This window comes from Pseudomonas sp. PS01270 (genome assembly GCF_029959775.1).
Lineage (GTDB): Bacteria > Pseudomonadota > Gammaproteobacteria > Pseudomonadales > Pseudomonadaceae > Aquipseudomonas > Aquipseudomonas atacamensis.
On the sequence record NZ_JASCPT010000018.1, the window covers coordinates 16,616 to 40,698 of the forward strand.

Genomic DNA, 24,083 nt, shown 5'->3' on the forward strand with positions numbered 1-24,083 from the left:
CGTATTAGAGGATGTTGATCATCAGAAATGATCGAGCAGCACGGTAATCAGCGAGTTGTGAAACATTTTTACATACTCTCCCGTTAGCGTTGTTGTACGACATCCTACCTAATGTGCGCAGTGCATCAGTTCTCACAAAAACAATAACGGAGATACCCCCTATGACGAGCATGGCTCCACTCGATCATCAGGCCGCTGCAAAACCGCAAAACCTGTTCCTGCGTACGCTGAAACTGCTCGGCCCCGGCATTATCGCCGTGCTGTCGTGGCTCGGTGCGGGCGATCTCATCACGTCTTCAGTGGCCGGTGCGAACTACGGCTACGCGATGATGTGGGTGCTGGCGGTCTCTTTGCTGTTGAGATACCTGATCGTCAACATCATTGCCCGGTTCCAGCTGTGCAATAACCAGGGCATGACCATTCTGCAGGGCTACGCCCAGCTCAACCCGGTGTTTGCCTGGTTCATGCTGGTTTATGCCCTGTTGATGGGGCACTTGATGAACGCCTACATGATCAAGGGGGCAGGGGAGTCGCTGGCGATGCTGTTCAAGATCGATCAGCCATTGCTGTGCTCGGTGGCGGTGGTGCTGGCGGTCTGGATGCTGGTCGGGCGCAACATCTACACGATGATCGAAGGCGTGATGAAGCTGCTGCTGGCGATCATGACCCTGGCGTTCATCGCTTTGGCGGTGATGTCCGGTCCGGATGTCAGCGGCATCATCAAAGGCACCATCGGCTTCAGCATTCCACCGGACGAAGGCGTGCATGGCGCGTTGCTGGTGGCGGTCTCGGTGATCGGCGCGGTTGCCGGCTCGATCGCCAACTTCGTGCACCCCTATGTCATGCGCCAGAAAGGCTGGACCGGGCCGCAGCACAAGCGCATTCAGCGTAACGATCTGCTGTTTGCGGTGTTCGTCGGGATCATCATCAACCTGGCGATCTGGATCGTCGGTGCGGAAATCCTGCGGCCCAACGGCATCGAGGTGAAAACCTTGGGCGATCTGGGCAAGGCGCTGGAAATCTTCTTCGGCCCGATCGGCTGGTACGTGTTCTTCATCGGTGTGTTCGCGACGCTGTTCGCCAGTATTTCAGGCAAGACCACGGCGTTTCCGATGCTGATCACCGATGCCTTCCAGCATGTTCGTCCTGAGCGTCGCGAGAAGTACGGCAAAGAGTTCCATCATGACCCGATGCACAAGTGGTTCATGCTGTTCATCCTGGTCACGCCGCTGATCTGGTCGATGCCGGGCATGCCGGATTTCGTGACTCTGACCATTGGTGTCAGCGCATTGAACATCATTGGTTTGCCGGTGATTTCCCTGGGCTTGCTGATCATGTCCAACCAGAAATCGCTGCTGGACAAGAAGTACCGCAACAACCTGTTTGAAAACATCGCGCTGCTTTTCGCTACCGGGCTGGCGCTCTGGGTAGCGTTTCAGTTGGGCGTTGATCTGTTCACTTGATGACGAAAAGTCGAGGGGGCACACGCCCCCTCGAATGGCCGCTTACAACGGCACATCCATTTCGATCCGGCGCCAGGCCGCTTCGGAAAAGCTGTACACCGAAAACGCGATCAGCCCCAACGCCATCAGCATCAACAGCACGCCGCCTGCCGGCAGATTCTGCAAAGCATCCAGCGCTTCCTTCATGCCGGGTGGATTGGTCGCTTGATAAACCGAGCCGCTGACCACCATCAACACTGCAATCTCGATAAACACCACGCCTCGGGCGATCAAGCCAAAGCGCGACACCGGGCGCACGTAGCGCATCACTTCGTCATCCGCTTCGAAGTACTTCTCGAACGTGGCTTTCCAGCCTTTGATGATGTGGGCGATACCGACACCCAGCGGGATCAGCGCAATCATGTAGATCAACAGGTTCGAGTGCTCGAATGACAGCAGCTGCGCGAGCAGATCCTTCGTCTTGCCATCGCCGGAACCGCCCGAACTCCTGAGGCCACTCACCAACAGGCCCAAGGCAAAGAAGGCCAGCGCCGCGTTGACCAGCCCGCCGGCGAGCAGACCTGCGCGAATGACCAGGCCTTTGAACTCGCTGCCGTGGTGGTCGACATCGCGGATCGCTTGCAGCGCACGCCAGGCGGCGAAGGCCAGCAGGCCGGCGACCACAACACCGATCAGCACGTAGCCGAACGGCTGGCTGAGCAATGCTTCAAGGCTTTTGTGACTGTCTTTCGGTTTGGTGGAGTCGTGCGCCGCCAGCAGCGCGAAGATGCCGATGATCAGATACAGAACGCCGCGCGCGGCGTATCCGCCTCGGGCAAGCAGGACAAGCGTGTGTTGAGTGGACATGGGTTTTACTTCCAGGGAATCGATGTGAAGCAGACCCGTGGACGGGGCAGGGGTTCGATAAATGCGTCGCCGATGGGCGACGCGCGCCTTATCAGCCTGCCATGCAGCGCTTGCCTCGCTTCGGCGTCATAACGGCGTGGTCAGCGAAAATGGAATGCGCAGCTCTTCGACCGGCCCTGAATCCCGGCCACACATTTCGTCGTGCACGCATTGTTGCACCAGTACGCAGGGAAACGCCGGGACGGTTTGCAGCAAGTCGCGCAGGTGGGTGATCGAACGCAGGTGCATTGGCTTGGCCGCGTCATCGAGCAAGGTGAACTGCCCTTGATCCACGCGAATCCGCGCCAGATAAAAACCACCTTCGAGTGACAGCAGCTCCAGTTCGCGAACTTCACTGTTGGCCGCACGTTCGGTGAGGGTTTGCAGATTCATGCTTCACTCCTTGCCTACCAGGGCAGGCGTTCTCCATCGTAGGCGAAGAAATGGCCGCTATCGGCCGGCGTCAGCGTGTCAATCAGACTCAGTAATTGCGCAGCGGCAATGTCTGCCGGGCGGGCGCTTGAGGCTCCGCGAAAAGGTTGCGACAACGGCGAGACCACCGTGCCTGGGTGCAGGCTGAGCAAGCGACTCTGCGGGCGCGTGCGCGAAAGCTCGATGGCGGCGGTCTTGATCAACATGTTCAGCGCAGCCTTGGAGGCGCGATAGGCGTACCAGCCGCCCAAACGGTTGTCGCCGATGCTGCCGACTTTTGCCGAAAGCATCGCCATCGCGCCTTGAGGCGCAAGCAATGGCAGAAAGTCGCGCAGCAGCAACGCCGGCCCCAGCGTGTTGACCTGGAATACGGCCTGCAGCGACTCGGCTTCGATTGCGCTGTAGCTTTTTTCCGGCTTGACTTGGTCGCGATGGAGCAGGCCGGCCGCGTGAATGATCAGGTGATAGGGCGCTTCGCCTGCCAGTTCGGCGGCGGCGCTGGCGATCGTTTCGGGCTGCTCGAGGTCGAGCTTCGGCACAGTCTGGCGTCCCAGCGCACGGACGGTGGCGCAGCGTGGATCCTGTTTCAAATGTTGGCAAAACGCCGTGCCGAGGGCGCCATTGGCGCCGATCACCAGAGCGCGATAACCGTCGCCGAACGAGGCCAGGGTCAACCCACTGCTCATGGGTTCGCCCCAGCGTTCTGGCGCCGGAAGAACACCGTCACCTGACCGACTTCGAAACCCCACTTGGACATACGGGTGCGGTTGATCAACGTGTCTTCGTCGACCAGGTACATCCAGTCGTCCATGCTCATCTCGTAGGTCGAGTCGTCGACTGGCAGGTTCAGGCGATAACGCCAGTGGAAGGTGTTGCCTGCGATCTGGCCCTGCGCAACCCCGACCACATCGTGCGCGCGACCGCTCCACTGACCATTGCCCCCGGGAGTGAGGGTCCAGACCCGACGCTCACGGGTGCCGTCGCTGTAAAGAAAACGCTCGTCGAGGATCAGGTTTTCACCTTCACGACGGCTGGCAATATCGACCTCAAACCGCTTGACCACTTCGCCGTTGCGCTTTTGAAACATCCCCCAGGCCTTGACGGGCTGACTGAAAAACTGCTCCAGATTCAGTGCCGGTTGCTGATCCGCGTAACGAGCAACATCGACACTGCCGCAGCTTGCGATGCTGAGCGCCAGTCCTAACAGCAGGAGAAATCGGGTCATCTTCGAACTCCTTGAGCTTGTACAGTTAACAGGCTGTGTATAGGGCTAACGCCGACCGATGAGCTGGAGAAATTCCTGCCGCGTCGTCGAGCTGTCGCGAAAGGCACCGAGCATGACCGAGGAGGTCATGATCGAATTCTGCTTCTCGACGCCGCGCATCATCATGCACATGTGCCTGGCTTCAATAACCACCGCGACGCCGGCGGCATCGGTGATCTGCTGGATCGCCTGAGCAATCTGCCGAGTAAGGTTTTCCTGGATCTGCAGACGCCGCGCGAACATGTCGACCACCCGCGCGACCTTCGACAGCCCCAACACCCGGCCAGTAGGGATATACGCCACATGCGCCTTGCCAATAAACGGCAGCATGTGATGCTCACACAGCGAATAAAGCTCGATATCGCTGACGATCACCATCTCATCGCTCTGCGACTCGAACAGCGCACCGTTGGTGACGTCTTCCAGGCTCATCGCGTAACCGTTGCACAGGTATTGCATCGCCTTGGCGGCGCGCTGGGGCGTGTCCAGCAAACCCTCGCGTTCCGGGTTTTCACCGACGCCAACGAGGATTTCACGGTAATGGCTGGCTAGTAGTGGGCTCATTCGGGTTACTCGTGGCGGTGCGGGTTAGGGACACAGTCGGGTGAAAAGGTTGTACGCATACAGGTTGGCTGTATAGGTTTTATTGAAGATAGGCTGAAAAGGATCAACTGACAACGCATCGGTGGTTTTTTTGTGCGGGTTTGGGATTGCAGGCAGGAAAAAGCTGGGGCCAGGTTTGGTGAGTGGTTTGCTTGGGCCAGATGTATGAGCGTCTCAGCTGATAGCTGCCAGTGGCGAACGGCAGCTATCGACCAAAAGCGGACGCCCAACGCACTTTTTTCAACCCAAAGCGGTCATCATCATGTTCAAGTATTATTGTGCCGATGCTCGGACTGTTCAGAGGTAGGTTGATGCATGGCCAGAAGCGTTAGGCTTCAACAGAAACTTCATTCAAAGTATCTCGTTGAGGTAGCAGGAGAGGTGGTGCTTGATGACTGCCTTGTTGAAAAGCTATGGGCGCTCAACAGAGGTGACAGGTTTGAGTTGAATTCACACTCCTTCGGTTTTGGACCCGTTCAAAAATACCGCTTGGAATACGTGATAACGAGAGGCCCCATTCCTGGGCATTGGCTCTACAAAGAATTTGACCCAAAGGAACTGACATTATTTTTTACGGCAAAAGACTTTGCCGGCATTTGCCATGGCTGGACCTTGTTTGACGAGTGACCATTCACGGTTCGCTGCGTGGGAGGCAGCTTCCGGCCAAAAACAGTCATTCAGGTATGCCGATAAAACCATAATCGGCCATACGTAGATGGATGTAGATTTATTGCCTCAACGAGCTTGCAAGAGCGAGCCAACCAGCGAGCCTTTGACCTATCGAGTACTCGACACGCTAGCTTGTCTAGACGGGTTTTAAGGTTGCCAGAGTTCTTGGGTTGCCATAATCGGATGCACGAGAATCGGCCACGCGAGTGATGAACTCACGTACCCATTTGAAGCCGGCGTGCCCATTCGACCGCTCATGCCAGAACAAGCCAATCGCAAAACCTTCCACCGGCAAGGGAGGGGCTACGCACAGCAGTTGCTCGCTGCGACCGTCTACAAGACGACTTGGAACCAGGGCCACACAATCCGACTGCGCGACCAACTCCGGTACTGGAAGGAATGACGACGCTGAATGAACGACGTTACGCCGCAGCCCGCGCGCTACCAAGGCGTGATCCACCGAGGTAGAGAAGCCTCCGCCGCGCAGTGACACCACGACATGTTCCAGCTGCGCGAACTCATCCACGGTCAGGTCCGCGCGCAGGCTTGGATGCCCACGACGCCCGATCAGTAAGTAACTCTCATCATAGAGGTGTTGCGAGTGCAGTGCGGGCGGAACCCCGTTCATGTTTATCACGGCCAGATCCACCTCGCCGCGGGTCATCTGCAGCTCCAGCTGTGGTACGTCCAGGATGCGCAGTGCGATGCGAACACCCGGCGCTTCGCGTCGCATGGCGACAACGAGATGTTTGATCAAAACCGCCTGCACGTAATCCGTGCAGGCGATTGATACCGTCAGGCTCGCCGTCGCGGGCTCGAAATTCAGATGAGTAGTGACCGTCGCCCTTACCTGGTCAAGTGCCTGGCGAAGCGGCACGAGCAGCTCCAAGGCTTTGACGGTGGGCGTCATTCCACGCTGCGCGGGGATCAGAAGAGGGTCGTTGAAGACGTCGCGGAGACGGCTCAACTGAGCGCTGACTGCTGGCTGGCTCAAATGCAGACGAGCGGCGGCCCGGGTCACGTTCTGCTCAATGAGAAGGGCCTCCAACGTCACAAGCAGATTTAGATCAAGGCGTCTGGTATCCATCGATCTTATGTTAGCAGCAAACTTTTGCGATTTCACAGATGGCCCGAGCCCCGCGACACTCCTTCGAAATCACAGCGGAGCCGTCCTTCATGTCGAAAAAAGTACTGATCATCTATGCCCATCCCGAGCCTTCGTCGCTAACGCGGCAACTGGTGGATGTGTCTGTTGAATGCTTGACTGCGCAAGGACACGAGGTCCTGCAATCCGATCTATACGCCATGGGCTGGAAAGCGATATTCGACGAGCACGACTTTCCTCAGCGGGCCAACCCTCAGCGGCTTTCGTTCGGAGCAGAGTCCGCCCACGCCTATCGTCATCGCAGCCAAAGCTCTGACGTGGCGGCGGAGCAAGACAAGGTTCTAGCGGCAGACGTTGTCATCTTCCAGTTTCCGCTTTGGTGGTACGGCATGCCGGCCATCATGAAGGGATGGATAGATCGCGTCTGGGCAGCCGGACTCGCCCACGGCTACAAGGACGCTGGCAACGCCTACCGCTATGGTGACGGCGCTTTCAAAGGCAAGCGGGCCATGTTGTCAGTCGCTGTCGGCGGCCCCGCAGATGACTATTCGCCGCGCGGCATCAACGGACCACTCGAGCAATTGCTATTTCCGATCACGCACGGCTCGCTCTACTTTCCTGGGTTCGATGTGCTGCCGACGTTCGCCATATACGGCACTGGCAACTTGACCGCCGCAGATGCCGTCGCAGCCAAAGAGGCTTGGCGCACCCGACTCGAGGATTTGTTCACAGATGCGCCAATACCCTTCCGGCCCCAAAACGGTGGGGACTACACTCCCCGCAATGAGCTTAAACCGCATGTGGCCGTGGGCCAGAGCGGCATAATGGCGCACGTCGCGTATGGTGAAACAACCCAGCGCAAGCAGCTGAAAACGGAGGAGGTGTCATGAAAACCTTCGTGATTCTGACTCGCCGTGCTGATGGAGCGGCAGAAGACTTCAAGCGGCTGGCGAAACCGGAGGTAGTGCACGTTTGGCAAGGCTTCGCTGGCGGTATCGTGCGCGCAGTTCATGGGCTGGCCGATGGTCCCGGTGCCGCGTTTGAACTGGAATCCGCCACCTTCGAAGAGGCGCGTGATTACATCGAGGCGCTGCCTTACGTCAAAGGGAATCTGCTACACGTGCAGTACTGCGCGCTCAAGCCCTTCTCTGATTACGCGAGACTCGTTTCCTCCTGATGAGCGATCAGCGCAGATCAACACCTGTTTGCACGGCGCTGCATGCTGTAGCCAGATTTTACGCGCAGCATGCAGCGTCAGGCCGGCACTCGTTTGATGCGAAGAGGGCTGGCACTGGCGGCTTGTGCCGTTTCCGGCCTGTTGCGAAGGCCTGTAATTGACTCATAGCTACGCTTTGACTCCCGCAGCCTGACTGATTGCAGGTCAAAATTTTACGGAGAATTTACGCACTCTTTATTGAGGGCATCCGATACTGCGCGGCGCTAATTTGGAACGCTATCGTGATGTCTCTCGCAGCAATTCGGCTTATCGGCTTCATCTTGGGTATTTTTTTGATCACCCTAGCGGTAAGCATGGCTATACCCATGATGACGCTGGTGGTCTATGAGCATAGCGACGATCTGTCGGCCTTTCTCTGGTCGAGTCTGATTACCTTCATCTGTGGTCTGCTGTTGATCATGCGAGGGCGTCCGGAGACTGGCAATCTTCGGCCCAGGGACATGTACCTGCTGACTACCGCGAGCTGGGTTGTTGTGTGCGCCTTCGCAGCGTTACCCATGGTTTTCATCAGCGATATCAGCTACACCGATGCGTTCTTTGAAACGATGTCGGGCATCACAACCACTGGCTCGACGGTACTCACCGGTCTGGATAGCGCCTCTCCCGGCTTGTTGATCTGGCGTTCCATGCTGCACTGGCTAGGCGGCATCGGTTTTATCGGCATGGCTGTCGCGATTCTTCCGCTCTTGCGAGTCGGCGGCATGCGTCTTTTCCAGACAGAGTCCTCGGACTGGTCGGAGAAAGTGACACCACGTTCTCATGTCGCAGCCAAGTACATTCTTTTGCTCTATCTGGGCCTGACGGGTATCGGCACTTTGGCGCTCTGGCTCGCAGGAATGACCCCATTCGAAGCGATCAACCACGCAATGTCGTTGATCTCTACCGGCGGGTTCTCGACGTCGGACTCCTCCCTCGGGCACTGGGAGCAGCCAGCAATTCACTGGGTGGCGGTAGTCATCATGATCCTGGGCAGCCTGCCATTCACCTTGTACGTCGCAACCTGTCGCGGCAATCGGCGTGCGCTGATCAGGGACCACCAGGTACGCGGGTTTATTGGATTCCTGCTCGTCACATCGTTGGCGGTAGGTACCTGGCTGTATTTGCACAGCGACTACGGATGGTGGGATGCGTTTCGTATCGTGGCGGTCAATGTGACCTCGGTCGTCACGACCACCGGAATTGCAGTTGGCGACTACACCTTGTGGGGCAGCTTCGCTGTTTTGCTGTTTTTCTATCTGACCTTCGTCGGAGGCTGTTCCGGCTCAACGGCAGGCGGGCTGAAAATCTTCCGTTTTCAGGTGGCTGCCGCGCTTCTGGTCAGCAGCTTGAAGCAGTTGATCCACCCTCGAGCCGTGATTCAGAAAAAATACAACGGCCATCCCATCGACGAGGAAATCGTCCGCTCGCTCCTGACCTTCTCGTTTTTTTTCACCATCACGATTGCCGCCATCGCTTTGGGCCTGGCTCTGATCGGGCTTGATTGGATTACCGCCCTGAGCGGTGCCGCTACGGCGGTGTGTAACGTCGGCCCCGGCCTGGGCACCATTATTGGACCGGCAGGTAATTTCTCGTCACTGCCAGATGCGGCCAAATGGCTACTCACCGTTGGCATGCTGCTAGGCCGGTTGGAAATCCTGACGGTGTTGGTGCTCGTGACCCCGGTTTTCTGGAGATATTGAGCCAGGCAGTCGTTGGCAGAGACGCCGATCGTTGCCTGTTTCGGTGAATAGCACGGCAGTCATGGTTTTACCGCGTGATGATCGTCAGTACGGGGAGCGTCCATCGGTTTCTTCTCCGGTACTGTAAAACTCACTGTCGTACTGGTGATGATCTGGTGCGTCGGATCGGCCACTTCCAAGAGAACCTTGTGAGGACCGGGCGTTAGCCCGACCAGGATAATCGGGTCTTCACTGGTGTGCGCCCACGTACCTTTCCAGTCATCGACGGTCACGTGAAGGTGACCTAAGCGTGGTGATACCTGCGCAGCCACCTTGCCAAAAACCGGCATGATCCTGGCGTGCTCTGTTCGAAACTGGATGATGACCACTCCACGGGCGAGCGGCTCGGCAAGCGGCGGGTAGGCAATGAGTCTCGGCGCACTCTCGGATGCCAAGGGCAGTATCGCCGGTGGAGAATCGCTGTCTGCTGCCCCTTGTCCAAGTACGGATGTGCAAAAGCAGACACCCAAAGCCAGGGCCAATAGACTTCCGGGAGCGAGGGACATGATCTGTTTCTCCGCGTGATTTCATTCAAGCGTAGATCAACCTGGGTATTGCCCGTAGTTAACGGTGCCCGCGGTAACGCGGGCACCGTTTTCCGTGTGGGGAAAAACGCTGACCCGCCTGCTTACCAGTTGTAGCTCAGCTTGGCGGTAATCTCGCGGCCCGGGTTGTAGAAGTTCGCGGTGCCGGAGCCGACCACGTGCTGCTCGTCCAGCAGGTTGCTGACGTTCACCGCCAGGTCGGTGCCCTTGGCAATCTTGTAGTTGAACGCGGCGTCGAACAGGGTAGTGCCATCGCTTTTGCCGGAGTTGGCTGCATCGAAGTAATAAGCGCCGACGTAGCGCGCACCCAGGCCCACGCTGACATCGGTGGCGGGTACGTCGTAGTAACTCCAGAGCGAAGCGGAATGCTTGGGTGCCGTGGCGAACTCGTTGCCCTTCAGGGAACTGCCGTCATACAACGAACCGCGCAGTACCTCGGACTCCATATAGGAATAGCCACCGATCAGGCTGAGGTTCTGCGTTACCTGCGCCTTGGCCTCCAGGTCGAGGCCACGCGCCCGCGATTCGCCAACCGTCTGCTGCTCGATGATGCCGCTCGGCAGCACCACGGCGATGGTGACGTTTTCCTGGGTCAGGTCATACACCGCGGCGGAGAACAGTGCGTCCATCCCCATCGGCGCATACTTCACGCCCACTTCGTACTGCCTGCCTGTCTGCGGTGTTACGCCAACCTGCGGCGGCGAGACGGATTCGACCATGCTCACGTAGGTTGATACTTCATCGTTGACGATATAGGTCAACGCACCTCGGTAGGAGGTTTCGGAGAAGTTGTCTTTCTCAGTGGATTGCAAGCCTTTGCTGGTCAGGTCCATCGAGTCGTTGCGCACGCCTCCGGTGACGATGAAACGCTCGTAGAACGACAGGTTCTGCTGAAGGAAGACGGCCTTGGTGGTCGCGTCTCGCTTGTTGACGGCATACGGCGCGATTGAGCGTGGAACGCCAGTAAACACAGGGTTGGCAATATCGATTGGTGTTGTCAGGGCGTAGACCGAGCTTTCCTTGGTGGTCGAATCGAGATACTCCACACCCACCAGGCTACTGCTGTCGATGTTCTCGAAGCGGGCATCGTATTGCAGCATCAGATTGCCGTTGAACTGGTCAGCTTCGGTGTCGGTGCCAAACAGGTATCGATCGACGGTGGTACCGACACGTGCGGCGCTGTCGCTGAGGTACACGTAGCCGAAATCATCGGTCAACTTGCTGTAGCGCAGATTGCTGCGCAGCACGAAACCGTTGTCGAAATCATGGGTGACATTACCGCTGAGGCTGGTGCGCTCGACATCGTGGAAGTTGTAGCTGGGCTCGCCATAAAACTTGCTGCGGTCGTATTCCCGATCCAGTGGATAGCCGCCGCTGTTGGGCGAACTCTCGGTTTTCAGGTAGTCCAGAATCATCGTGGCGGACGTGTAATCCGTCGGTGCCCAGGTGAGGCCACCCATAAACAATTGGTTGTCGTCCTGCGAGTGATCGTACTCGCGATCGCTGTTCTGGCCTTTGGCAGTAAAGCGGCCGGCCAGGGTTTTTTCGTCGTTCAGCGCATCGCCGACATCGATGCCTGTCTCGACATGGTCAAACGAACCGTAGGTCACATAGCCTTGGCCAAACTTCTCGAAGCGCGGCTGTTTGGTCACGAAATTTACCGAACCGCCCGGGTCCGCAGGGCCAAACAGGGTGGAGTTGGCGCCACGCAGAATCTCGATGCGCTCATAGGCGAATGGGTCTTCGCGTACGCCGCGCATTGAGCTGAGGGTCAAGCCGTCACGGTAGGTGGTGGCCTGGAAGCCGCGGATCTGGAAATAGTCGTTGCGATCATCCGTACCATAGAAGTCGCTGACCACGCCCGGCGTGTATTGCAGCGCTTCTTCCGTGGTGCTGACGCTGCGTTGCTGCATTTCCTTGTTGGTCACCACCGACACCGATGCCGGTGTATTGAGAATGCTGGTGGCCACCTTGCCGCCCACCCAGAGCTCCTTGGCAACCACCGAGTTGGCGTCGTCGTCGGCACTGACCCGAACCTTGGCATTGATGATGAGCGGGGCGAGGCGGTAGTCCTCAACAGCCGTTGCGTCGAGTTCCAGCGGGCCGGCGGTTTTTGCTTGAGGGGTCAGCAGGTAAGCATTTGGGCCTTGCTGTTCGACCTGCAATTCGCTGCCCTGGAGCAGGGATGACAGCGCTGCCGATGTATCGAGCGTGCCATTCACGCCAGCCGTGGTACGGTTCGCCACACTCGAGGCGTCGAAGGAAAGGCTGATGCCAGCCTCGCGCGCAAAGCGGTCAAGCGCTGGCGCCAGTGGCCCGGGGGCGATATTCCACTGTTTGACTTGAGTGCTGTGATCAGCGCCCGAGGTTTGCGCCAGCGATGGCAATGCGTAGCTGCTCACGATCAAACCCAGGATCGCACCGTGCATGGCACGACTTAGTGGATGGCGCTGTGAAACCGGGGACGAACTCATTTTCTCGCTCCAAGAAAGGACATCGGCAGACTGGCCTGTATTCCGGCCTTCCTTAGAGGTCGAACGAGAATGAGAAACCACCTCATTATTTTTCAGATAGCGAAAAAATATTCGGGTGGAGTCAGGTGGCAGCGGTTACGGTGACCCAATAACGGGTTCGGTAATCAATGTGCAGGCGCAGTGACTGCGCGATCAATGCCAGGACCCGATCGTTGTCGGCGAGCTGGAAGGTGCCGGAAACGCGTCGATCAGCGACCTCTTCGGCGCAGCGCAAGACTCCTGGGCGATAACGCGACAACTCTGCGATGAAGTCACCGAGGCGCATATGGTTCGCACTGATCACACCGTCACCCCAACCCCATAGATCAAGGCCGTTGTCCCTGAACGTTCGGGTGCCGCTTGGGGTGAACAGCAGTTGGTTTCTTGCCAGGACGTTGCGGCTCGCAGGCGTTTTACTGGCGCCGGGGAACACCGTGACTGATCCTTCCTGGGCCGCGACCAGAGTGCCGTCGTCACGCTCGCGGACCAGAAAGCGCGAGCTGTGGGCTCGCATGATCCCGTCGCGTGATTGCACCCACAACGGTCGCGCTTGCGGGGAGTATTGATCCGCACCGACATTCACGATGATTTCACCACGGCGCAGGATGATCAGGCGCCGCTGGGCGTCGAAATCGCTGTCGACGGCGCTATCGCTATTGAGCTGGATAAGGCTGCCATCATCGAGTTCGAAACGTCGTTGCTCGCCGGTGCTGCTGCGCTGCTGTGCAAGCATGGAGGGCAGGGGAGTGTAGTCGCGGCCGAGCCAGGCTGCCGTGCCAACCGTTGCCAATACGCCCAGTAGCTTCAGGCTTTCCCGTCGGCGCATTCCATGCTGGGCGCCCTTAAGGGTTTGTCGAGCCAGTTGAGGCGGCACGCCTTCGAATTCATCGCCAAGCGTTTCCACACGCTGCCACGCCAACCCATGCTCCGGGCGCTGCTGCAGCCAGTGCTCGAAAGTGCGCTGTGTCTGTTCATCGGCTTGATTGAAGCGAAGGCGCACCAGCCATTGGATCGCCTGCTCGACAATGGCCGGATCCAGCGCCTCGGGCTCAGGCCTCGACATAACGCAAGCGATAGCAGTGTTGCAGGGCCGTGGCCAGGTCGCGCTCCACCGTCGCGCGGGAAACACCGAGCTTTTCGGCGATTTGTGCGCAGGTCAGACCGTCGAGTCGGGCAAATAAAAACGCCTGGCGTACTCTTGGTTTAAGCGAGTCAAGCAGACGGTCTATGCGCTCGAGCGCATCGAGAATCATCAGCCGGCTTTCTTCCGAGGGAACCTCGTGTTGCGGCAGCAAGGTGATGCTTTCCAGGTAGGCACGTTCGAGTTCGCGACGACGATATTGATCAATCATCAGACCGCGGGCAATGCTGCTCAAATAGGCGCGTGGCTCGCGCAGGGCGCCGGACTGATGGCGGTGTTTGAGCACACGCACAAAGGTGTCCTGCGCCAGATCTGCGGCGTTGTCGCGACAGCCGATGCGCCGAATCAGCCAGCCCTGTAACCACGAAAAGTGGGTGCGATAGAGCAGCCCTGGATCTGCAGTACCTAGTGTTTCGTCGCTACGCATCGGCATCCCGGGACATACATGATTGATAATGAATCGCATTCTACTCAGGCGTTGGGCCATCAGGCAAATACGTCGTGCTTAGCGTCCGCTCTGGGCGAACTGGCGCCACGATTTACTTGGAGAATTGGCCCGTTAGCAGGCTTTTGCCAAGGACCGCTCTTGGCCGATAGTGGCCGCTCACAGGCGTCCGCCTTCGGGCAATGGCTGCCTTTCGTAACTGGCTGAAATCGACCGAAAGCGAGTTATCGGGAGGCAGCCCTAAGCAGCCGTCAGTTGACTTACATGGCCAGCTCACTTTCCTTGATATTTGCGATAGGGCCTAGAATCGACGCGTCAAACGCTGCCAGAGGGCGGCGATCGGCAAGGCGGTTGGGGTAGTCTGGGTTCGCCAGTGCTGCCTTTCCGATAGCCAGTATATCTGCCCCGTCGGCCCGTACGGCGTCGAAGTGTTCCTCGTCGTGCAGGCCGCCGTTTGCGATCAACACGACCCCGGGCGCATGACGACGTGCCAACGCAACCAGGCTTTCTGAGCTGCAGGGAAAAGCAGGTTGCCACGCCTCGTATTCGGTCACATGGATGTAGTCGACCCCGGCGTCCTTGAGGGAGCCAAAAATGACTTCGGCATCGTGTTCGCCGTTCGACCATTTGTGCCCGAAATCATTGACCTTGCCTTGAGAGATACGAACGCCAACGGGAAAAGCCCCCACGGTTTCCCGGACGGTTTTGATTACTTCCAGAATTAACCCGATGCGTTGTTGCGTGTTGCCACCCCAGCGGTCATTGCGGTGATTGGTGTAATCGGTGAGGAATTGGTCAAGCAAGTAACCATTCGCTCCATGTATCTCGACACCATCGAAGCCCGCGTCCAGAACTGACCGCTTCGCAGTCTGAGCGAAGCCAGCAATGGCATCAGCGATGTTTTCGTCCGTCATCGCGGTGGGCACCGGGTACTTGCCTTCTCCATAGTAGAACCGCATCTGCTCGCCTTTTGGGCGAATCGCCGAGGGCGCGGCGGTACATTGGTTGAAGCGGTTCCCTTGGCTCAATGCCCCTGCATGCATGATTTGCGCGAAAATCGCAGTTTCCTCAACGTGCACTCGGTCTGTGACCGCGCGCCATGCGAGAGTTTGTTCCGTGTCCGTCAAGCCTGGCTGGAAGGGGTAGCCTTGAGAAAAAAACTGGTCGGTGTAGATCCCTTCGGTAATGACTAATCCAAACCCGCCTTTGGCGAAGCGTTCGTAATAGCGCGCCATTGTGTCGGTCACTACGCCGGTTTGCGTGGCGCTGACGCGAGTCATGGGGGCGACCGCCAAGCGATTGCGGAGGGTGAAATTCTTGATATCGTATGGCGTTAAAATCGATGGGGACGAGTGGTTCATGGCTGCACCTCGTTTCTAAGCGTACCAAGGCGTAATTGCCTGCTGTGATAGATAGTACGGAGGGGTTGGGGCTCGACCAAGCCGACTTTGTGTGAAGCCGGTATAACGGAAAAGGATGCAATCATGCTGACTACTGACCTGCGCATATTTCTTGCTGTCGCGGCTGCGCGCAGCCTGTCGGATGCGGCGCGCAGACTCGATGTAATGCCCATGCAGGTGTCACGGCGTATTACTGCGCTCGAGCGGGAATTGGGGGTGCGGCTGTTTCAACGCACTACCAGAGCAGTGTCGCTCACTGCCGAGGGCGAAGCATTCCTTCCCTATGCGCATACCATGATCGAGGCAGAGGAGAGTGCGATTGGGGAGTTACAGCCTTCGTCGAGCCGGGTGACAGGATTGTTGCGGATGACGGCACCTAGTGTTTTTGGACAATCCGTTGTCTTGCCCATGCTGCCGAAACTGTTGCAACGATACCCTGATCTACAGGTGGAGCTCGATGTTTCCGATACAGTAGTCGATCTGGTGGGGCGGGGATTTGACCTCGCGCTGCGCGTGGCGCCTCTGGCCGATTCCGAACTGGTTGCCAGGCGTATCGCACCCAATCCACGCGTTCTCTGTGCGGCCCCTCACTATCTGCGACAGCACGGCACGCCCTGCACCGTAGCGGAGCTTGATCAGCACTCGTGCATTGTTCTTCAGGCTGTACCGAAATGGCCTTTTGTGGTGAACGGCGAGATCGTTCGGCGGCGGGTACAGGGGCGGGTGATGATTAGTAACGTTGGCGCCGTACGCGATGCTGCAATCGAAGGCCTGGGCATTGCGATGCTCGCATACTGGGACGTCTTGCCCCAATTACGAGAAGGTTCTCTGAAGGAAATCCAGTTGACTGACGGGAGCATGGAACAGTTGTCTGTCTGGGCCGTCACCCCGACCCGCCAGTATGTTCCCGCTAGAGTGAAAGTTTTCCTGCAGACGCTCGAAGCTGAAATGACTTCGCGGCTTCAGGGCATCTAACCGTATCTTGAATGTCCGCTTGTGGCCGAAAGCGGTTATTGCTGTGTGGCAACAAACGGCCAAAGGCAGACGGTTTTGGCCGTTTGCGTTCTGAAAGGATTACAAGAGGCTATGCACCCACAAACTCGATGACCGTCTTGCCCTTGCCGCGGCCTTCAGCGACTTGGCGAAATGCCTCATTGACGTCTTGCGGCGCAAAGTGCTGTTGGTCCACGCGGATCGTCAGTTGACCCGCATTGGCCAGCGCAGCGGCCTCGCGCAGGATAGCGCCGTGATGTTCGCGTCCTTTGCCGGTGAGCAGTGGCGCCAGGGTGAAGACGCCCGAGTAGGTGGCACTTTTGAACGATAACGGTGCCAGGCTGTGCTGGCCCCAACCCAGGCAGCTCAGCACGTGCCCGGTATAGGCTTTGATGGCTTTGAATGATGCATCCAGCGTGCTGCCGCCGACGGTGTCGTAGACAATGTCGAACCCTTCGCCGGCGGTGTAGTGCTCGACATAATCCTCAACGCTCTGTGCCTGATAGTCGATCGCTGTAGCCCCCAGCGAGCGTATGAAGTCGAGACTGCCCGCCGAACCGGTGGCGTAGACATCGGCACCGCGTGCCTTGGCCAGTTGCACGGCCACTTGGCCGACCCCACCCGCGCCCCCATGAATCAGGACACGCTGACCGGAGCGGACATTGGCGTGATCGACCAAACCTTCCCACGCGGTGATGAATACCAAAGGCAATGCAGCCGCCTCACGCATGCTGAGGGTGTGTGGCTTGACCGCGATCAGGCGGGCATCCACGGCAATGTACTCGGCCATGGTGCCTTGGGCACCGCCGATCCCGCCGGGCATGCCGAAGACTTCCTGACCCGGGGTGAACCCCTCGACCGCTTCGCCCGTTTCGATCACCGTACCGGCAAGATCAAGGCCGAGCACGGCCGGCAGCGTTTGGCGGGCGTGAGCCCCTGCGCCGGCGGCAATTTTGGTATCGAGCGGATTGACCCCTGCGGCGTGAACCTTGACCAGTACTTGCCCCTTACCGGGAACAGGGCGATCGATGTGACGGATGGCCAGAGGGGATTGAGCGGACTCGGCGATGGCGGCAAGCATGGAATGTTTCATGGCGGGAACCTGTGTTGGGATGGACGCTTACAGATTGCCGCGCTTTAATCATTCCGATAAGAAACCCAATTTGCATATGACTTATTCCCCAAAGAGAACCAATCGTCGATGGATCTGTTCGACAGCATGCATGTCTTTGTCCGCGTCGTGGAGCGCGGGTCTTTCTCGGCGGTCGCCCGTGAACTGAACATGGGGCAGCCGGCGGTGAGTAAACAAGTGCGCGCGCTGGAGCAGTACCTGGGTGGGCCATTGTTCGCACGCAGCACTCGGCACCTGGCCCTGACCGACCAAGGTCAACGCTTCTACGACCACTGCCAGGAAATTCTCGGCCACGTCGAAACTGCCACGCGAAGCTTCACCAGTGGCCAGGAGCAGATTGCCGGCCCTTTACGAGTCGCCGCCCCGGTCAGCTATGGAAGGTTATGCATCGCACCGCTCATAGGGATTTTCCTGCAACGCCATCCTGATGTGCGGATTGACCTGCGGCTGAGTGACCACAATGAAGACCTGCTCAAGGAAAACATCGATCTGGCGATCCGCATTGGTGTAGTGAAGAGCGAGGGATTGGTGGCACTGCCACTGGGCAATAGCCCACGGCGTGTCTATGCGGCGCCCGGTTATCTGGATCTACACGGCGTGCCACGTGAGCCCAGCGAACTGTCAGGACACAACTGCATCGGCTTCACGTTGCTGGAGCATTACGACCGTTGGCACTTTACGCACCTCGGCCAAGCGTTCGATGTAGGTATCCAGGGCAACGTCACCAGCAACAGCAGCGAGGCCATCCGCGAAATGGTGCTCTCCGGGCTGGGTATTTCCCTCTCACCGCAATGGCTGTTCACAGCTGACGTCGAGCAGGGCAGGGTGAGTACCGTACTCGACAACTATCAGACCAGCGCGCTGCCTGTCAGCGCCGTACTCAGCCGCGAGCGACGACGTTCAGCGCGGACGATGGCGTTCGTCGATTTTCTACGCGAGCAATTGTTGTAGCAGCGCCTTGTGATACGCCGTCCGCTGCTTTCTTCTCCGGGAACCTGAAACTATCTGATGACAGTCCCAAGTCGATTACTGGCGTATTTTTCCATCTACCAGACATTTGATACGGCCGAGTATTGGCACGGCAGCACGTGCCGGGGAGATCAGCTCATGAGCGTACGCCTGTGGCCTGCTGCAACCGCCGCACCGCGTCCCGGGCCTGGGCGCCGAGTTCGGCCAGGTCGAAGTCAGGCAACTGGTCGTCGTGTACGGTCAACCGGCCACCGACCAGCAAGGCGCGCAACGTCGGGCGTCCTCCGCCCACCACCGGCCCGATCGCCGGGTCATGCAGGCCGAAGTATCGCGGCTGGTCCAGGCGGTAGATCGCCAGGTCGGCCGCCATGCCCACTTGCACGCTGCCCACGGCGTCCAGCCCCAGTACCCGAGCCCCGCCAGACGTACCCCAGCGCACCACGTCTTCCACCGTGGCCGCGCTGGCACCGCCTTCCTCGTCACCGCCGGCATAACGCGGGCGGGCCTGTTCGCCAAGTCTGGCCCGTTGCATCAGCCAGGCGGCGTGGGTTTCGCTGATCATGTCGCAGGCCTCGTTGGAGGCGGCGCCATCCACGCCAATCGACACCGGCATTCCCGCAGCCTCCATGGCCACCACATTGGCAATGCCACTGCCCAGGCGGCCATTGCTTTGCGGGCAATGGGCAATGCCCGTACCGCTGGCCCCGAGCATGCGGATTTCCTCGGCGTCGAGTTTCACCAAATGCGCGAACCACACGTCCGGCCCCAGCCACTCGTGCTCGGCACAGAACGCCACTGGCGACATGCCGTGGCGTTGCTGCACCTCATTTTGATATTCGACGGTTTCGCTCAGATGGCTGTGCAGGCGAATTCCCAGTCGGCGGGCGACTTGGGCGGTTTCGCGCAGGTGTTCGGCAGGCATGGAGTAGGGCGGGCTGGTGGGCGCCATCACCACCCGCCGCCAGGCATCGGCGGCCGGGTCGTGGTAGCGCCGCACCAGACGCTCGACGTCGTCCAGGTATTGCTCCAGGGTCTCCGGCCCGGCCACGGACTTGCCTTCGGCTTGCCGTGCTTGCGTGGCGCCGCCACGGCAGAGGACAAACCGTAGCCCCAGCCGTTCGGCTTCCTCGAACAGCACCTCGGCACTGTCGAAGTCCATGCCCGGCAAGTACAGGTAATGATGGTCTGCGACGGTGGCGCAGCCGGATCGTGCCAATTCGACCAGGCCAATGCGCGCGGCGAGGCGAAAGCTTTGCTCGTCAAACGCGCCGCGATAGCGATAGGGCACGGCACCCAGCCAGGCTCCCAGACTCTGGTCGATACCAGCGGGAATGCCTTTGAGCAGCGACTGAAACAGGTGATGGTGGGTATTGACCCACGCCGGGTAGACCACGCAATCGGTGGCATCCAGCACTCGCTCGCCGGGCTGGGGTTGCAGGGTGCCGATGGCGCTGATGCGGCCGTCGACGATACGGATATCAGGCCCGGCGTGGCGCGCCGCCGCACCGGACAAGCCGGTGAGGATGGCGCTGGCGTTACGTACCAGCCAGCTATTTTGAATCTTCATGTGAGGCTCCATACGCCGCGCCTGCGGCGGATTCAAAGGGTCAGCCGAGTTCGCTTTCATGCCAGTTGCGCAGGCTCAACCGGGCCAGCACAGCCATCAGGCTGAATAACGCGACACCGGTCAAGGCGATCAGCAGCAGAGCAGCGAACAGCCTTGGAATATTCAGTTGAAAGCCGGCCTGGAGGATCTGATACGCCAGCCCTGCACCGGTGCCCCCGGTGCCGGCAACGAACTCCGCCACCACCGCGCCGATCAACGCCAGCCCGCTGGCAATGCGCAGCCCGGCAAAAAAACACGGCAGGGCGCTGGGAATGCGCAGGCGCAACAGCACCTGCCAGCGGCTGGCGCGGTTCAGGCGGAACAGATTGAGCAGGCCGGGGTTGACGCTGCGCAAGCCGAGTACGGTGTTGGCGATGATCGGGAAAATCGCCACCAGGGTCGCGCAAATAATCAACGCCAGCGTGGTGTTGCTGCACCAGATGATGATCAGCGGTGCCACGGCCACCACCGGCGTCACCTGCAACAGGATGGCGTAGGGAAACAGGCTGGCTTCCAGCACGCGGCTCTGCACAAACACAAAGGCCGCCAGGGTGCCGATAAGCACCGCCAGGGCAAAGGAGAAAAAAGTGATCTTCAAGGTCATCCACAATGCACCGAACAGCATCGGGCCATCGCTGATCAGGGTGCGGCCGATATCGACCGGGGAGGGCACCAGATACACCGGCACCTTCCAGGCCACACATGCCAATTGCCACAGACCCAGCAATAACGCGCCGAGCAGCAGCGGCGAGACGATGCGCAACACCGTGGGGTGACGTAACCAGGGAGTAAAGGACGGGTTCATGAGCGGGCTCTCAATAAAGTCAGCAAGGATCGCCATTGGCCTGGGCCAGGAGCTGGGACAGGCGTGCGCACTGCGCGATAAAGGCCGGGGAGGTGCGGTAGGCCTCGTCTCGTTCCAACGGGCCGTCGATTTCGATGTCGGCGATTACTCGGCCCGGGCGCGCACCCATCACCACCACCCGCGATGACAGGTAGACGGCCTCGAAAATGCTGTGAGTGACGAACACCACGGTCAGGTCGCGGCTAGCCCACAGCTGACGCAGGTCGCTGTCGAGCTTGTTGCGGGTGAACTCATCCAGGGCGCCGAAGGGCTCGTCCATCAGCAGCAGATTGGGCTCGGTGGCCAAGGCCCGGGCGATGGACGCTCGCATTTGCATGCCGCCGGACAGTTCCCGCGGGTACACCTGGCTGAAGCGGTCCAAGCCGACAAGGGCAAGGGCGGCGTCGACCTTTGGCTGGCTCTGGGTTTTGGGCACATTGGCCAAATCCAGCGGCAGGCGCACGTTGTCGCTGACCTTCGCCCAAGGCATCAGGGTCGCCTCCTGGAACACCATCGCCAGGCTTTGCCCTTGGGTCGGGCTGGCCGGGCTGTCCTTGCCCCACCAGCGCACGTGGCCGGCGGAGGGCTTTTCGAGGCCGGCGAACATTTTCAGCAGGGTGCTCTTGCCGCAGCCCGACGGGCCGAGCAATGAAACGAACTCGCCGCGCTGAATGGCCAGCTTCACCCGGCTCAAGGCCTGGGTGCCGTTGCTGTAGGTTTTTTCCACCTGATTGGCGAACAGTGGCGTTTGCACGCCGACGCTGTCGCCCCGTGGCAACGCCTGTGGCAGGGCGTTGGCCCCAGTTATGGTTTGCATCAACATAGCGCTCTCCCCTTGGGTCATGAGCGTCCGGTAAAGCCCCGGCACACCGGGGCGCTGACTTCAATGGCTGAGGAACACTTCACTTTCACCGTGGGCTTCGAGCAGGCCCAGCAGTTGCCTGCGAATCACCAGGCCAGGCTTGTCCGACGGCATGTGCAGTTCCACTCGCCGGCGAGTATCGACACAGGCGTCGTAATCGGTGGCTTCGAGGATGTCGCGGTCTTCGGCGGTGATCGCTGCGTCCCAGTCGATCAGTTCCTGGGTCGAGCATTGCTCTTCGCTGTCATTGCGATACAACCACTGGACCAGCATCAGGCGCCCGTCTTCCATGGGCGTCGCGCAGTTGTAGATGATGTGGTGGATGCCGCTGTCCGGGTACATGCAGCCAAAGCGCCGGGAGAAGGGCAGGTAATAGCGGTTGATCAGGTGGCGCTGGGTGATCGGCTCGCGGGTGCCGGTGATGCGATAGCTTTCCTCAGGATTGCGGATCGGCACCCGCGTCTCCGCCTCGAAGCCGTAGTCGGTTTCGCGAAACTCGTAGCCGGCCGGCGCGGGCTGGTCGAAAAGGCCGAAGTTGGCTTTGTGGACGAAGGAAAAATGCGAGTTGTCAAAGGAGTTTTCCATGACCCGCAGCGGGCTGGTTTTCCACTCTTCATAAAACTGGAAGATGCGCCGGTAGCCCGGGGCGCCATCCTCGGGAAACTCAGGGATTGGTTGCAGAGGATCGTCGAGGGCAACCCAGGCGTAGCCGTATTTTTCCTGGCAGTGAAAGGCCTGGACCGAGGCGCCCGGCGGAATCATGCCAGCGGGGTTTTGCGGGATCTTCACGCAGGTGCCGGTGCAGTCGTATTCCCAGCCGTGATAGCCGCAGGCGATGTTGCCGTCCTCGCTGACAAAACCTTTCGAGAGCTTGGCGGTGCGGTGGCAGCAACGGTCGCGCATGGCCACCGGGGTGCCGTCGGGGCGCTTCCACAGCACCAGCGCCTCACCGAGTAAAGTGAAGGGCTGCGGGCCGGCATCCAGCGAGGTCATGGGCAGCAGGGCATACCAGAAGCGGCGCAATACAGGTTGTTTGGTGACCAACATAACAAGTGTCCTCACGGTATTCGTTCAGCCGGCTCTTGGGCTCGGGCTCTGGGTTCAGCAGTCTCGCAATCAGGCTCAGCGGCTGGCGGACTGTTCGGCGCCAGGCAGTACCTTCAAGTCCTCGACGAAGCGCGTGGTGTAGGCCTTCTGCCAAGGCGCATCGGCACCGAGCAGGCCGGCTTCGACCATGAAATTGCGCGTGGCCTGCCAGCGCGCATCGCTCATCACGCCGATGCCTTGGGTGGCGGCATCACCGCCGGTGACCAGGCGGTATTGCTTGAGCGTCGACAAGCCCCAGGCGAGCAATTCATCGCTCATGTTCGGGTTGTCGGCCTTGATCAGGCGGTTGGCGCTCGGGTTGTCGAGGTAGCGCTTCCAGCCCTCCATCGAGGCGCGAACAAAGCGCTGGACTCGCTCAGGATGCTGATCGATCACATCCTGGCGAGTCGCCAGCGTCGAGCCGTACGGCGGGTAACCAGCGTCGGCGAACAGGAAGAAGTTGGCTTTCTCCCCGGCCTTCAACGCCTGGAACAACTCGGAGCTGGCATAGGCCTGCTGCGTGGTGTTGGCGTTCGCGAGGAAGGGTTGCAGGTTGAAGGTGTAGGGGCGGGCCTGGCTGTCCTTGAGCTGGTATTTTTCCTTGAGCCACGGCCACCACGTTTGCTGGCCTGAGGTGGACACCAGCACCTGTTTGTTCTGCAAAGCATCCAGGCCGCTCACATCGGCATGGGTCAGCAGACCCTGAGGATCACCTTGAAAGGGTGCGGCCACGGCCACCACCGGCAGGCCTTGCTCCACACTCTTGAGAATCTGCAAGTCGTAGTTGACGATGAAATCGGCCTGCTTGTTGAGCAGCAGCTGCATGCCATTGACCTGCGGGCCACCCATGCGGATGGTCACGTCCAGGCCTTCTTTTTCATACAGTCCATCCGCCAGGGCCTGGTAGAAACCGCCCTGTTCAGCTTGGGCATACCAGGAAGTAAGCAGCACCACCTTGTCATTGGCCAAAGCCAGTGGAGACGCGATCAGGGCGGCGGGCACAAGCGCCGTGGCCAGTAGCGAGCGAAGCGGTTGACCCAAGGCAAAGCGAATTTTCATGATGTGTTCTCCACAACGATTCGAAAACCGCCGCGCGCCAATCGGCACGCCAGCGAGGGACCGATTGGAGAGAACAAGGGGAGGAGAGAGGGCGTATATGCGTAGTTACACG

General features: G+C 59.3%; 24 protein-coding genes. 7 read left to right on the forward strand and 17 right to left on the reverse strand.

The genetic code is table 11. The features are described from left to right. The first annotated feature begins 161 nt into the window (after nt 1-161). The gene (locus QMX86_RS08385; RefSeq protein WP_282382866.1) at nt 162-1,463 is read left to right on the forward strand and encodes an Nramp family divalent metal transporter; all 1,302 of its coding nucleotides are present in this window, start codon (nt 162-164) and stop codon (nt 1,461-1,463) included. Nucleotides 1,464-1,505: 42 nt separating this feature from the next. On the opposite strand, the gene QMX86_RS08390 is transcribed toward QMX86_RS08385, so the two are convergent. From QMX86_RS08390 to folE, 5 genes are all read right to left on the reverse strand, one after another. Next, on the reverse strand, nt 1,506-2,309 hold the full coding sequence (locus tag QMX86_RS08390; RefSeq protein ID WP_282382869.1) for a DUF1206 domain-containing protein: 804 nt from the start codon (nt 2,307-2,309) through the stop codon (nt 1,506-1,508). A gap of 126 nt (nt 2,310-2,435) precedes the next feature. Further along, nucleotides 2,436-2,741, reverse strand: coding sequence for a DUF6482 family protein (locus tag QMX86_RS08395; RefSeq protein WP_016774774.1), 306 nt, complete (start codon nt 2,739-2,741; stop codon nt 2,436-2,438). A 14-nt stretch (nt 2,742-2,755) separates the two neighbouring features. After that, nucleotides 2,756-3,466 (reverse strand): SDR family oxidoreductase, encoded by a 711-nt coding sequence (locus tag QMX86_RS08400; RefSeq protein WP_282382871.1) that lies wholly within the window; start codon nt 3,464-3,466, stop codon nt 2,756-2,758. After that, the gene (locus tag QMX86_RS08405; RefSeq protein ID WP_110645322.1) at nt 3,463-4,005 is read right to left on the reverse strand and encodes a DUF3833 domain-containing protein; all 543 of its coding nucleotides are present in this window, start codon (nt 4,003-4,005) and stop codon (nt 3,463-3,465) included. Before QMX86_RS08405 ends, QMX86_RS08400 begins: the two co-directional genes overlap by 4 nt. A gap of 45 nt (nt 4,006-4,050) precedes the next feature. After that, complete coding sequence (gene folE, locus QMX86_RS08410) at nt 4,051-4,608, reverse strand: GTP cyclohydrolase I FolE (protein ID WP_016774771.1); 558 nt, start codon at nt 4,606-4,608, stop codon at nt 4,051-4,053. A gap of 354 nt (nt 4,609-4,962) precedes the next feature. Here folE and QMX86_RS08415 point away from each other — a divergent pair, with 354 nt between their 5' ends. After that, on the forward strand, nt 4,963-5,274 hold the full coding sequence (locus tag QMX86_RS08415) for a hypothetical protein (RefSeq protein WP_024012997.1): 312 nt from the start codon (nt 4,963-4,965) through the stop codon (nt 5,272-5,274). 178 nt (nt 5,275-5,452) lie between these two features. On the opposite strand, the gene QMX86_RS08420 is transcribed toward QMX86_RS08415, so the two are convergent. Next, nucleotides 5,453-6,403 carry a LysR family transcriptional regulator gene (locus tag QMX86_RS08420; protein ID WP_024012996.1) on the reverse strand — a complete coding sequence of 317 codons (951 nt, stop codon included), beginning with the start codon at nt 6,401-6,403 and terminating at the stop codon, nt 5,453-5,455. A gap of 89 nt (nt 6,404-6,492) precedes the next feature. Between QMX86_RS08420 and QMX86_RS08425 the strand changes: the two genes are divergently transcribed. The 3 genes from QMX86_RS08425 to QMX86_RS08435 all read left to right on the forward strand — a co-directional run bounded on the left by QMX86_RS08425 (nt 6,493) and on the right by QMX86_RS08435 (nt 9,337). Next, nucleotides 6,493-7,311, forward strand: coding sequence for an NAD(P)H-dependent oxidoreductase (locus tag QMX86_RS08425; protein WP_110645321.1), 819 nt, complete (start codon nt 6,493-6,495; stop codon nt 7,309-7,311). Continuing rightward, the gene (locus QMX86_RS08430) at nt 7,308-7,598 is read left to right on the forward strand and encodes a hypothetical protein (RefSeq protein WP_110645320.1); all 291 of its coding nucleotides are present in this window, start codon (nt 7,308-7,310) and stop codon (nt 7,596-7,598) included. Before QMX86_RS08425 ends, QMX86_RS08430 begins: the two co-directional genes overlap by 4 nt. A gap of 284 nt (nt 7,599-7,882) precedes the next feature. Then, the gene (locus QMX86_RS08435) at nt 7,883-9,337 is read left to right on the forward strand and encodes a TrkH family potassium uptake protein (RefSeq protein ID WP_110645319.1); all 1,455 of its coding nucleotides are present in this window, start codon (nt 7,883-7,885) and stop codon (nt 9,335-9,337) included. A 59-nt stretch (nt 9,338-9,396) separates the two neighbouring features. On the opposite strand, the gene QMX86_RS08440 is transcribed toward QMX86_RS08435, so the two are convergent. The 5 genes from QMX86_RS08440 to QMX86_RS08460 form a co-directional block, all read right to left on the reverse strand. Then, nucleotides 9,397-9,882 (reverse strand): DUF6130 family protein, encoded by a 486-nt coding sequence (locus QMX86_RS08440; RefSeq protein ID WP_125927064.1) that lies wholly within the window; start codon nt 9,880-9,882, stop codon nt 9,397-9,399. Between the two features lie 122 nt (nt 9,883-10,004). Next, nucleotides 10,005-12,395 carry a TonB-dependent siderophore receptor gene (locus tag QMX86_RS08445; RefSeq protein ID WP_282382886.1) on the reverse strand — a complete coding sequence of 797 codons (2,391 nt, stop codon included), beginning with the start codon at nt 12,393-12,395 and terminating at the stop codon, nt 10,005-10,007. 121 nt (nt 12,396-12,516) lie between these two features. Further along, the gene (locus QMX86_RS08450; protein WP_282382891.1) at nt 12,517-13,497 is read right to left on the reverse strand and encodes a FecR domain-containing protein; all 981 of its coding nucleotides are present in this window, start codon (nt 13,495-13,497) and stop codon (nt 12,517-12,519) included. Continuing rightward, the gene (locus QMX86_RS08455) at nt 13,484-14,002 is read right to left on the reverse strand and encodes a sigma-70 family RNA polymerase sigma factor (protein WP_051600722.1); all 519 of its coding nucleotides are present in this window, start codon (nt 14,000-14,002) and stop codon (nt 13,484-13,486) included. The genes QMX86_RS08450 and QMX86_RS08455 overlap by 14 nt, the downstream gene beginning before the upstream one ends. Before the next feature lie 278 nt (nt 14,003-14,280). Then, on the reverse strand, nt 14,281-15,381 hold the full coding sequence (locus QMX86_RS08460) for an NADH:flavin oxidoreductase (protein WP_282382894.1): 1,101 nt from the start codon (nt 15,379-15,381) through the stop codon (nt 14,281-14,283). 123 nt (nt 15,382-15,504) lie between these two features. Here QMX86_RS08460 and QMX86_RS08465 point away from each other — a divergent pair, with 123 nt between their 5' ends. After that, nucleotides 15,505-16,395, forward strand: a complete 891-nt coding sequence (locus QMX86_RS08465) for a LysR family transcriptional regulator (protein WP_243243265.1) — start codon at nt 15,505-15,507, stop codon at nt 16,393-16,395. Between the two features lie 109 nt (nt 16,396-16,504). Here QMX86_RS08465 and QMX86_RS08470 read toward each other — a convergent pair whose 3' ends face one another. Then, nucleotides 16,505-17,506, reverse strand: coding sequence for a zinc-dependent alcohol dehydrogenase family protein (locus QMX86_RS08470; protein WP_282382904.1), 1,002 nt, complete (start codon nt 17,504-17,506; stop codon nt 16,505-16,507). 108 nt (nt 17,507-17,614) lie between these two features. Between QMX86_RS08470 and QMX86_RS08475 the strand changes: the two genes are divergently transcribed. Further along, complete coding sequence (locus QMX86_RS08475; RefSeq protein WP_282382907.1) at nt 17,615-18,496, forward strand: LysR family transcriptional regulator; 882 nt, start codon at nt 17,615-17,617, stop codon at nt 18,494-18,496. A gap of 154 nt (nt 18,497-18,650) precedes the next feature. Here QMX86_RS08475 and QMX86_RS08480 read toward each other — a convergent pair whose 3' ends face one another. From QMX86_RS08480 to QMX86_RS08500, 5 genes are all read right to left on the reverse strand, one after another. Continuing rightward, the gene (locus QMX86_RS08480; RefSeq protein ID WP_282382910.1) at nt 18,651-20,081 is read right to left on the reverse strand and encodes an amidohydrolase family protein; all 1,431 of its coding nucleotides are present in this window, start codon (nt 20,079-20,081) and stop codon (nt 18,651-18,653) included. Nucleotides 20,082-20,121: 40 nt separating this feature from the next. Next, nucleotides 20,122-20,925, reverse strand: coding sequence for an ABC transporter permease subunit (locus tag QMX86_RS08485; RefSeq protein ID WP_282382913.1), 804 nt, complete (start codon nt 20,923-20,925; stop codon nt 20,122-20,124). A 19-nt stretch (nt 20,926-20,944) separates the two neighbouring features. Then, a complete protein-coding gene (locus QMX86_RS08490) occupies nt 20,945-21,787 on the reverse strand; it encodes an ABC transporter ATP-binding protein (protein ID WP_282390389.1) in 843 nt (280 codons plus the stop codon). A 60-nt stretch (nt 21,788-21,847) separates the two neighbouring features. After that, nucleotides 21,848-22,873 (reverse strand): aromatic ring-hydroxylating dioxygenase subunit alpha, encoded by a 1,026-nt coding sequence (locus QMX86_RS08495; protein WP_041480351.1) that lies wholly within the window; start codon nt 22,871-22,873, stop codon nt 21,848-21,850. Between the two features lie 75 nt (nt 22,874-22,948). Further along, a complete protein-coding gene (locus QMX86_RS08500; RefSeq protein ID WP_130928707.1) occupies nt 22,949-23,971 on the reverse strand; it encodes an ABC transporter substrate-binding protein in 1,023 nt (340 codons plus the stop codon). Nucleotides 23,972-24,083: the final 112 nt, after the last annotated feature.

Excerpts from the sequence above, each read along its gene's own strand:
- QMX86_RS08385 (WP_282382866.1), top strand. The coding sequence starts at position 162 with ATGACGAGCATGGCTCCACTCGATCATCAGGCCGCTGCAAAACCGCAA.
- QMX86_RS08390 (WP_282382869.1), bottom strand. The coding sequence starts at position 2,309 with ATGTCCACTCAACACACGCTTGTCCTGCTTGCCCGAGGCGGATACGCC.
- QMX86_RS08395 (WP_016774774.1), bottom strand. The coding sequence starts at position 2,741 with ATGAATCTGCAAACCCTCACCGAACGTGCGGCCAACAGTGAAGTTCGC.
- QMX86_RS08400 (WP_282382871.1), bottom strand. The coding sequence starts at position 3,466 with ATGAGCAGTGGGTTGACCCTGGCCTCGTTCGGCGACGGTTATCGCGCT.
- QMX86_RS08405 (WP_110645322.1), bottom strand. The coding sequence starts at position 4,005 with ATGACCCGATTTCTCCTGCTGTTAGGACTGGCGCTCAGCATCGCAAGC.
- folE (WP_016774771.1), bottom strand. The coding sequence starts at position 4,608 with ATGAGCCCACTACTAGCCAGCCATTACCGTGAAATCCTCGTTGGCGTC.
- QMX86_RS08415 (WP_024012997.1), top strand. The coding sequence starts at position 4,963 with ATGGCCAGAAGCGTTAGGCTTCAACAGAAACTTCATTCAAAGTATCTC.
- QMX86_RS08420 (WP_024012996.1), bottom strand. The coding sequence starts at position 6,403 with ATGGATACCAGACGCCTTGATCTAAATCTGCTTGTGACGTTGGAGGCC.
- QMX86_RS08425 (WP_110645321.1), top strand. The coding sequence starts at position 6,493 with ATGTCGAAAAAAGTACTGATCATCTATGCCCATCCCGAGCCTTCGTCG.
- QMX86_RS08430 (WP_110645320.1), top strand. The coding sequence starts at position 7,308 with ATGAAAACCTTCGTGATTCTGACTCGCCGTGCTGATGGAGCGGCAGAA.
- QMX86_RS08435 (WP_110645319.1), top strand. The coding sequence starts at position 7,883 with ATGTCTCTCGCAGCAATTCGGCTTATCGGCTTCATCTTGGGTATTTTT.
- QMX86_RS08440 (WP_125927064.1), bottom strand. The coding sequence starts at position 9,882 with ATGTCCCTCGCTCCCGGAAGTCTATTGGCCCTGGCTTTGGGTGTCTGC.
- QMX86_RS08445 (WP_282382886.1), bottom strand. The coding sequence starts at position 12,395 with ATGAGTTCGTCCCCGGTTTCACAGCGCCATCCACTAAGTCGTGCCATG.
- QMX86_RS08450 (WP_282382891.1), bottom strand. The coding sequence starts at position 13,497 with ATGTCGAGGCCTGAGCCCGAGGCGCTGGATCCGGCCATTGTCGAGCAG.
- QMX86_RS08455 (WP_051600722.1), bottom strand. The coding sequence starts at position 14,002 with ATGCGTAGCGACGAAACACTAGGTACTGCAGATCCAGGGCTGCTCTAT.
- QMX86_RS08460 (WP_282382894.1), bottom strand. The coding sequence starts at position 15,381 with ATGAACCACTCGTCCCCATCGATTTTAACGCCATACGATATCAAGAAT.
- QMX86_RS08465 (WP_243243265.1), top strand. The coding sequence starts at position 15,505 with ATGCTGACTACTGACCTGCGCATATTTCTTGCTGTCGCGGCTGCGCGC.
- QMX86_RS08470 (WP_282382904.1), bottom strand. The coding sequence starts at position 17,506 with ATGAAACATTCCATGCTTGCCGCCATCGCCGAGTCCGCTCAATCCCCT.
- QMX86_RS08475 (WP_282382907.1), top strand. The coding sequence starts at position 17,615 with ATGGATCTGTTCGACAGCATGCATGTCTTTGTCCGCGTCGTGGAGCGC.
- QMX86_RS08480 (WP_282382910.1), bottom strand. The coding sequence starts at position 20,081 with ATGAAGATTCAAAATAGCTGGCTGGTACGTAACGCCAGCGCCATCCTC.
- QMX86_RS08485 (WP_282382913.1), bottom strand. The coding sequence starts at position 20,925 with ATGAACCCGTCCTTTACTCCCTGGTTACGTCACCCCACGGTGTTGCGC.
- QMX86_RS08490 (WP_282390389.1), bottom strand. The coding sequence starts at position 21,787 with ATGTTGATGCAAACCATAACTGGGGCCAACGCCCTGCCACAGGCGTTG.
- QMX86_RS08495 (WP_041480351.1), bottom strand. The coding sequence starts at position 22,873 with ATGTTGGTCACCAAACAACCTGTATTGCGCCGCTTCTGGTATGCCCTG.
- QMX86_RS08500 (WP_130928707.1), bottom strand. The coding sequence starts at position 23,971 with ATGAAAATTCGCTTTGCCTTGGGTCAACCGCTTCGCTCGCTACTGGCC.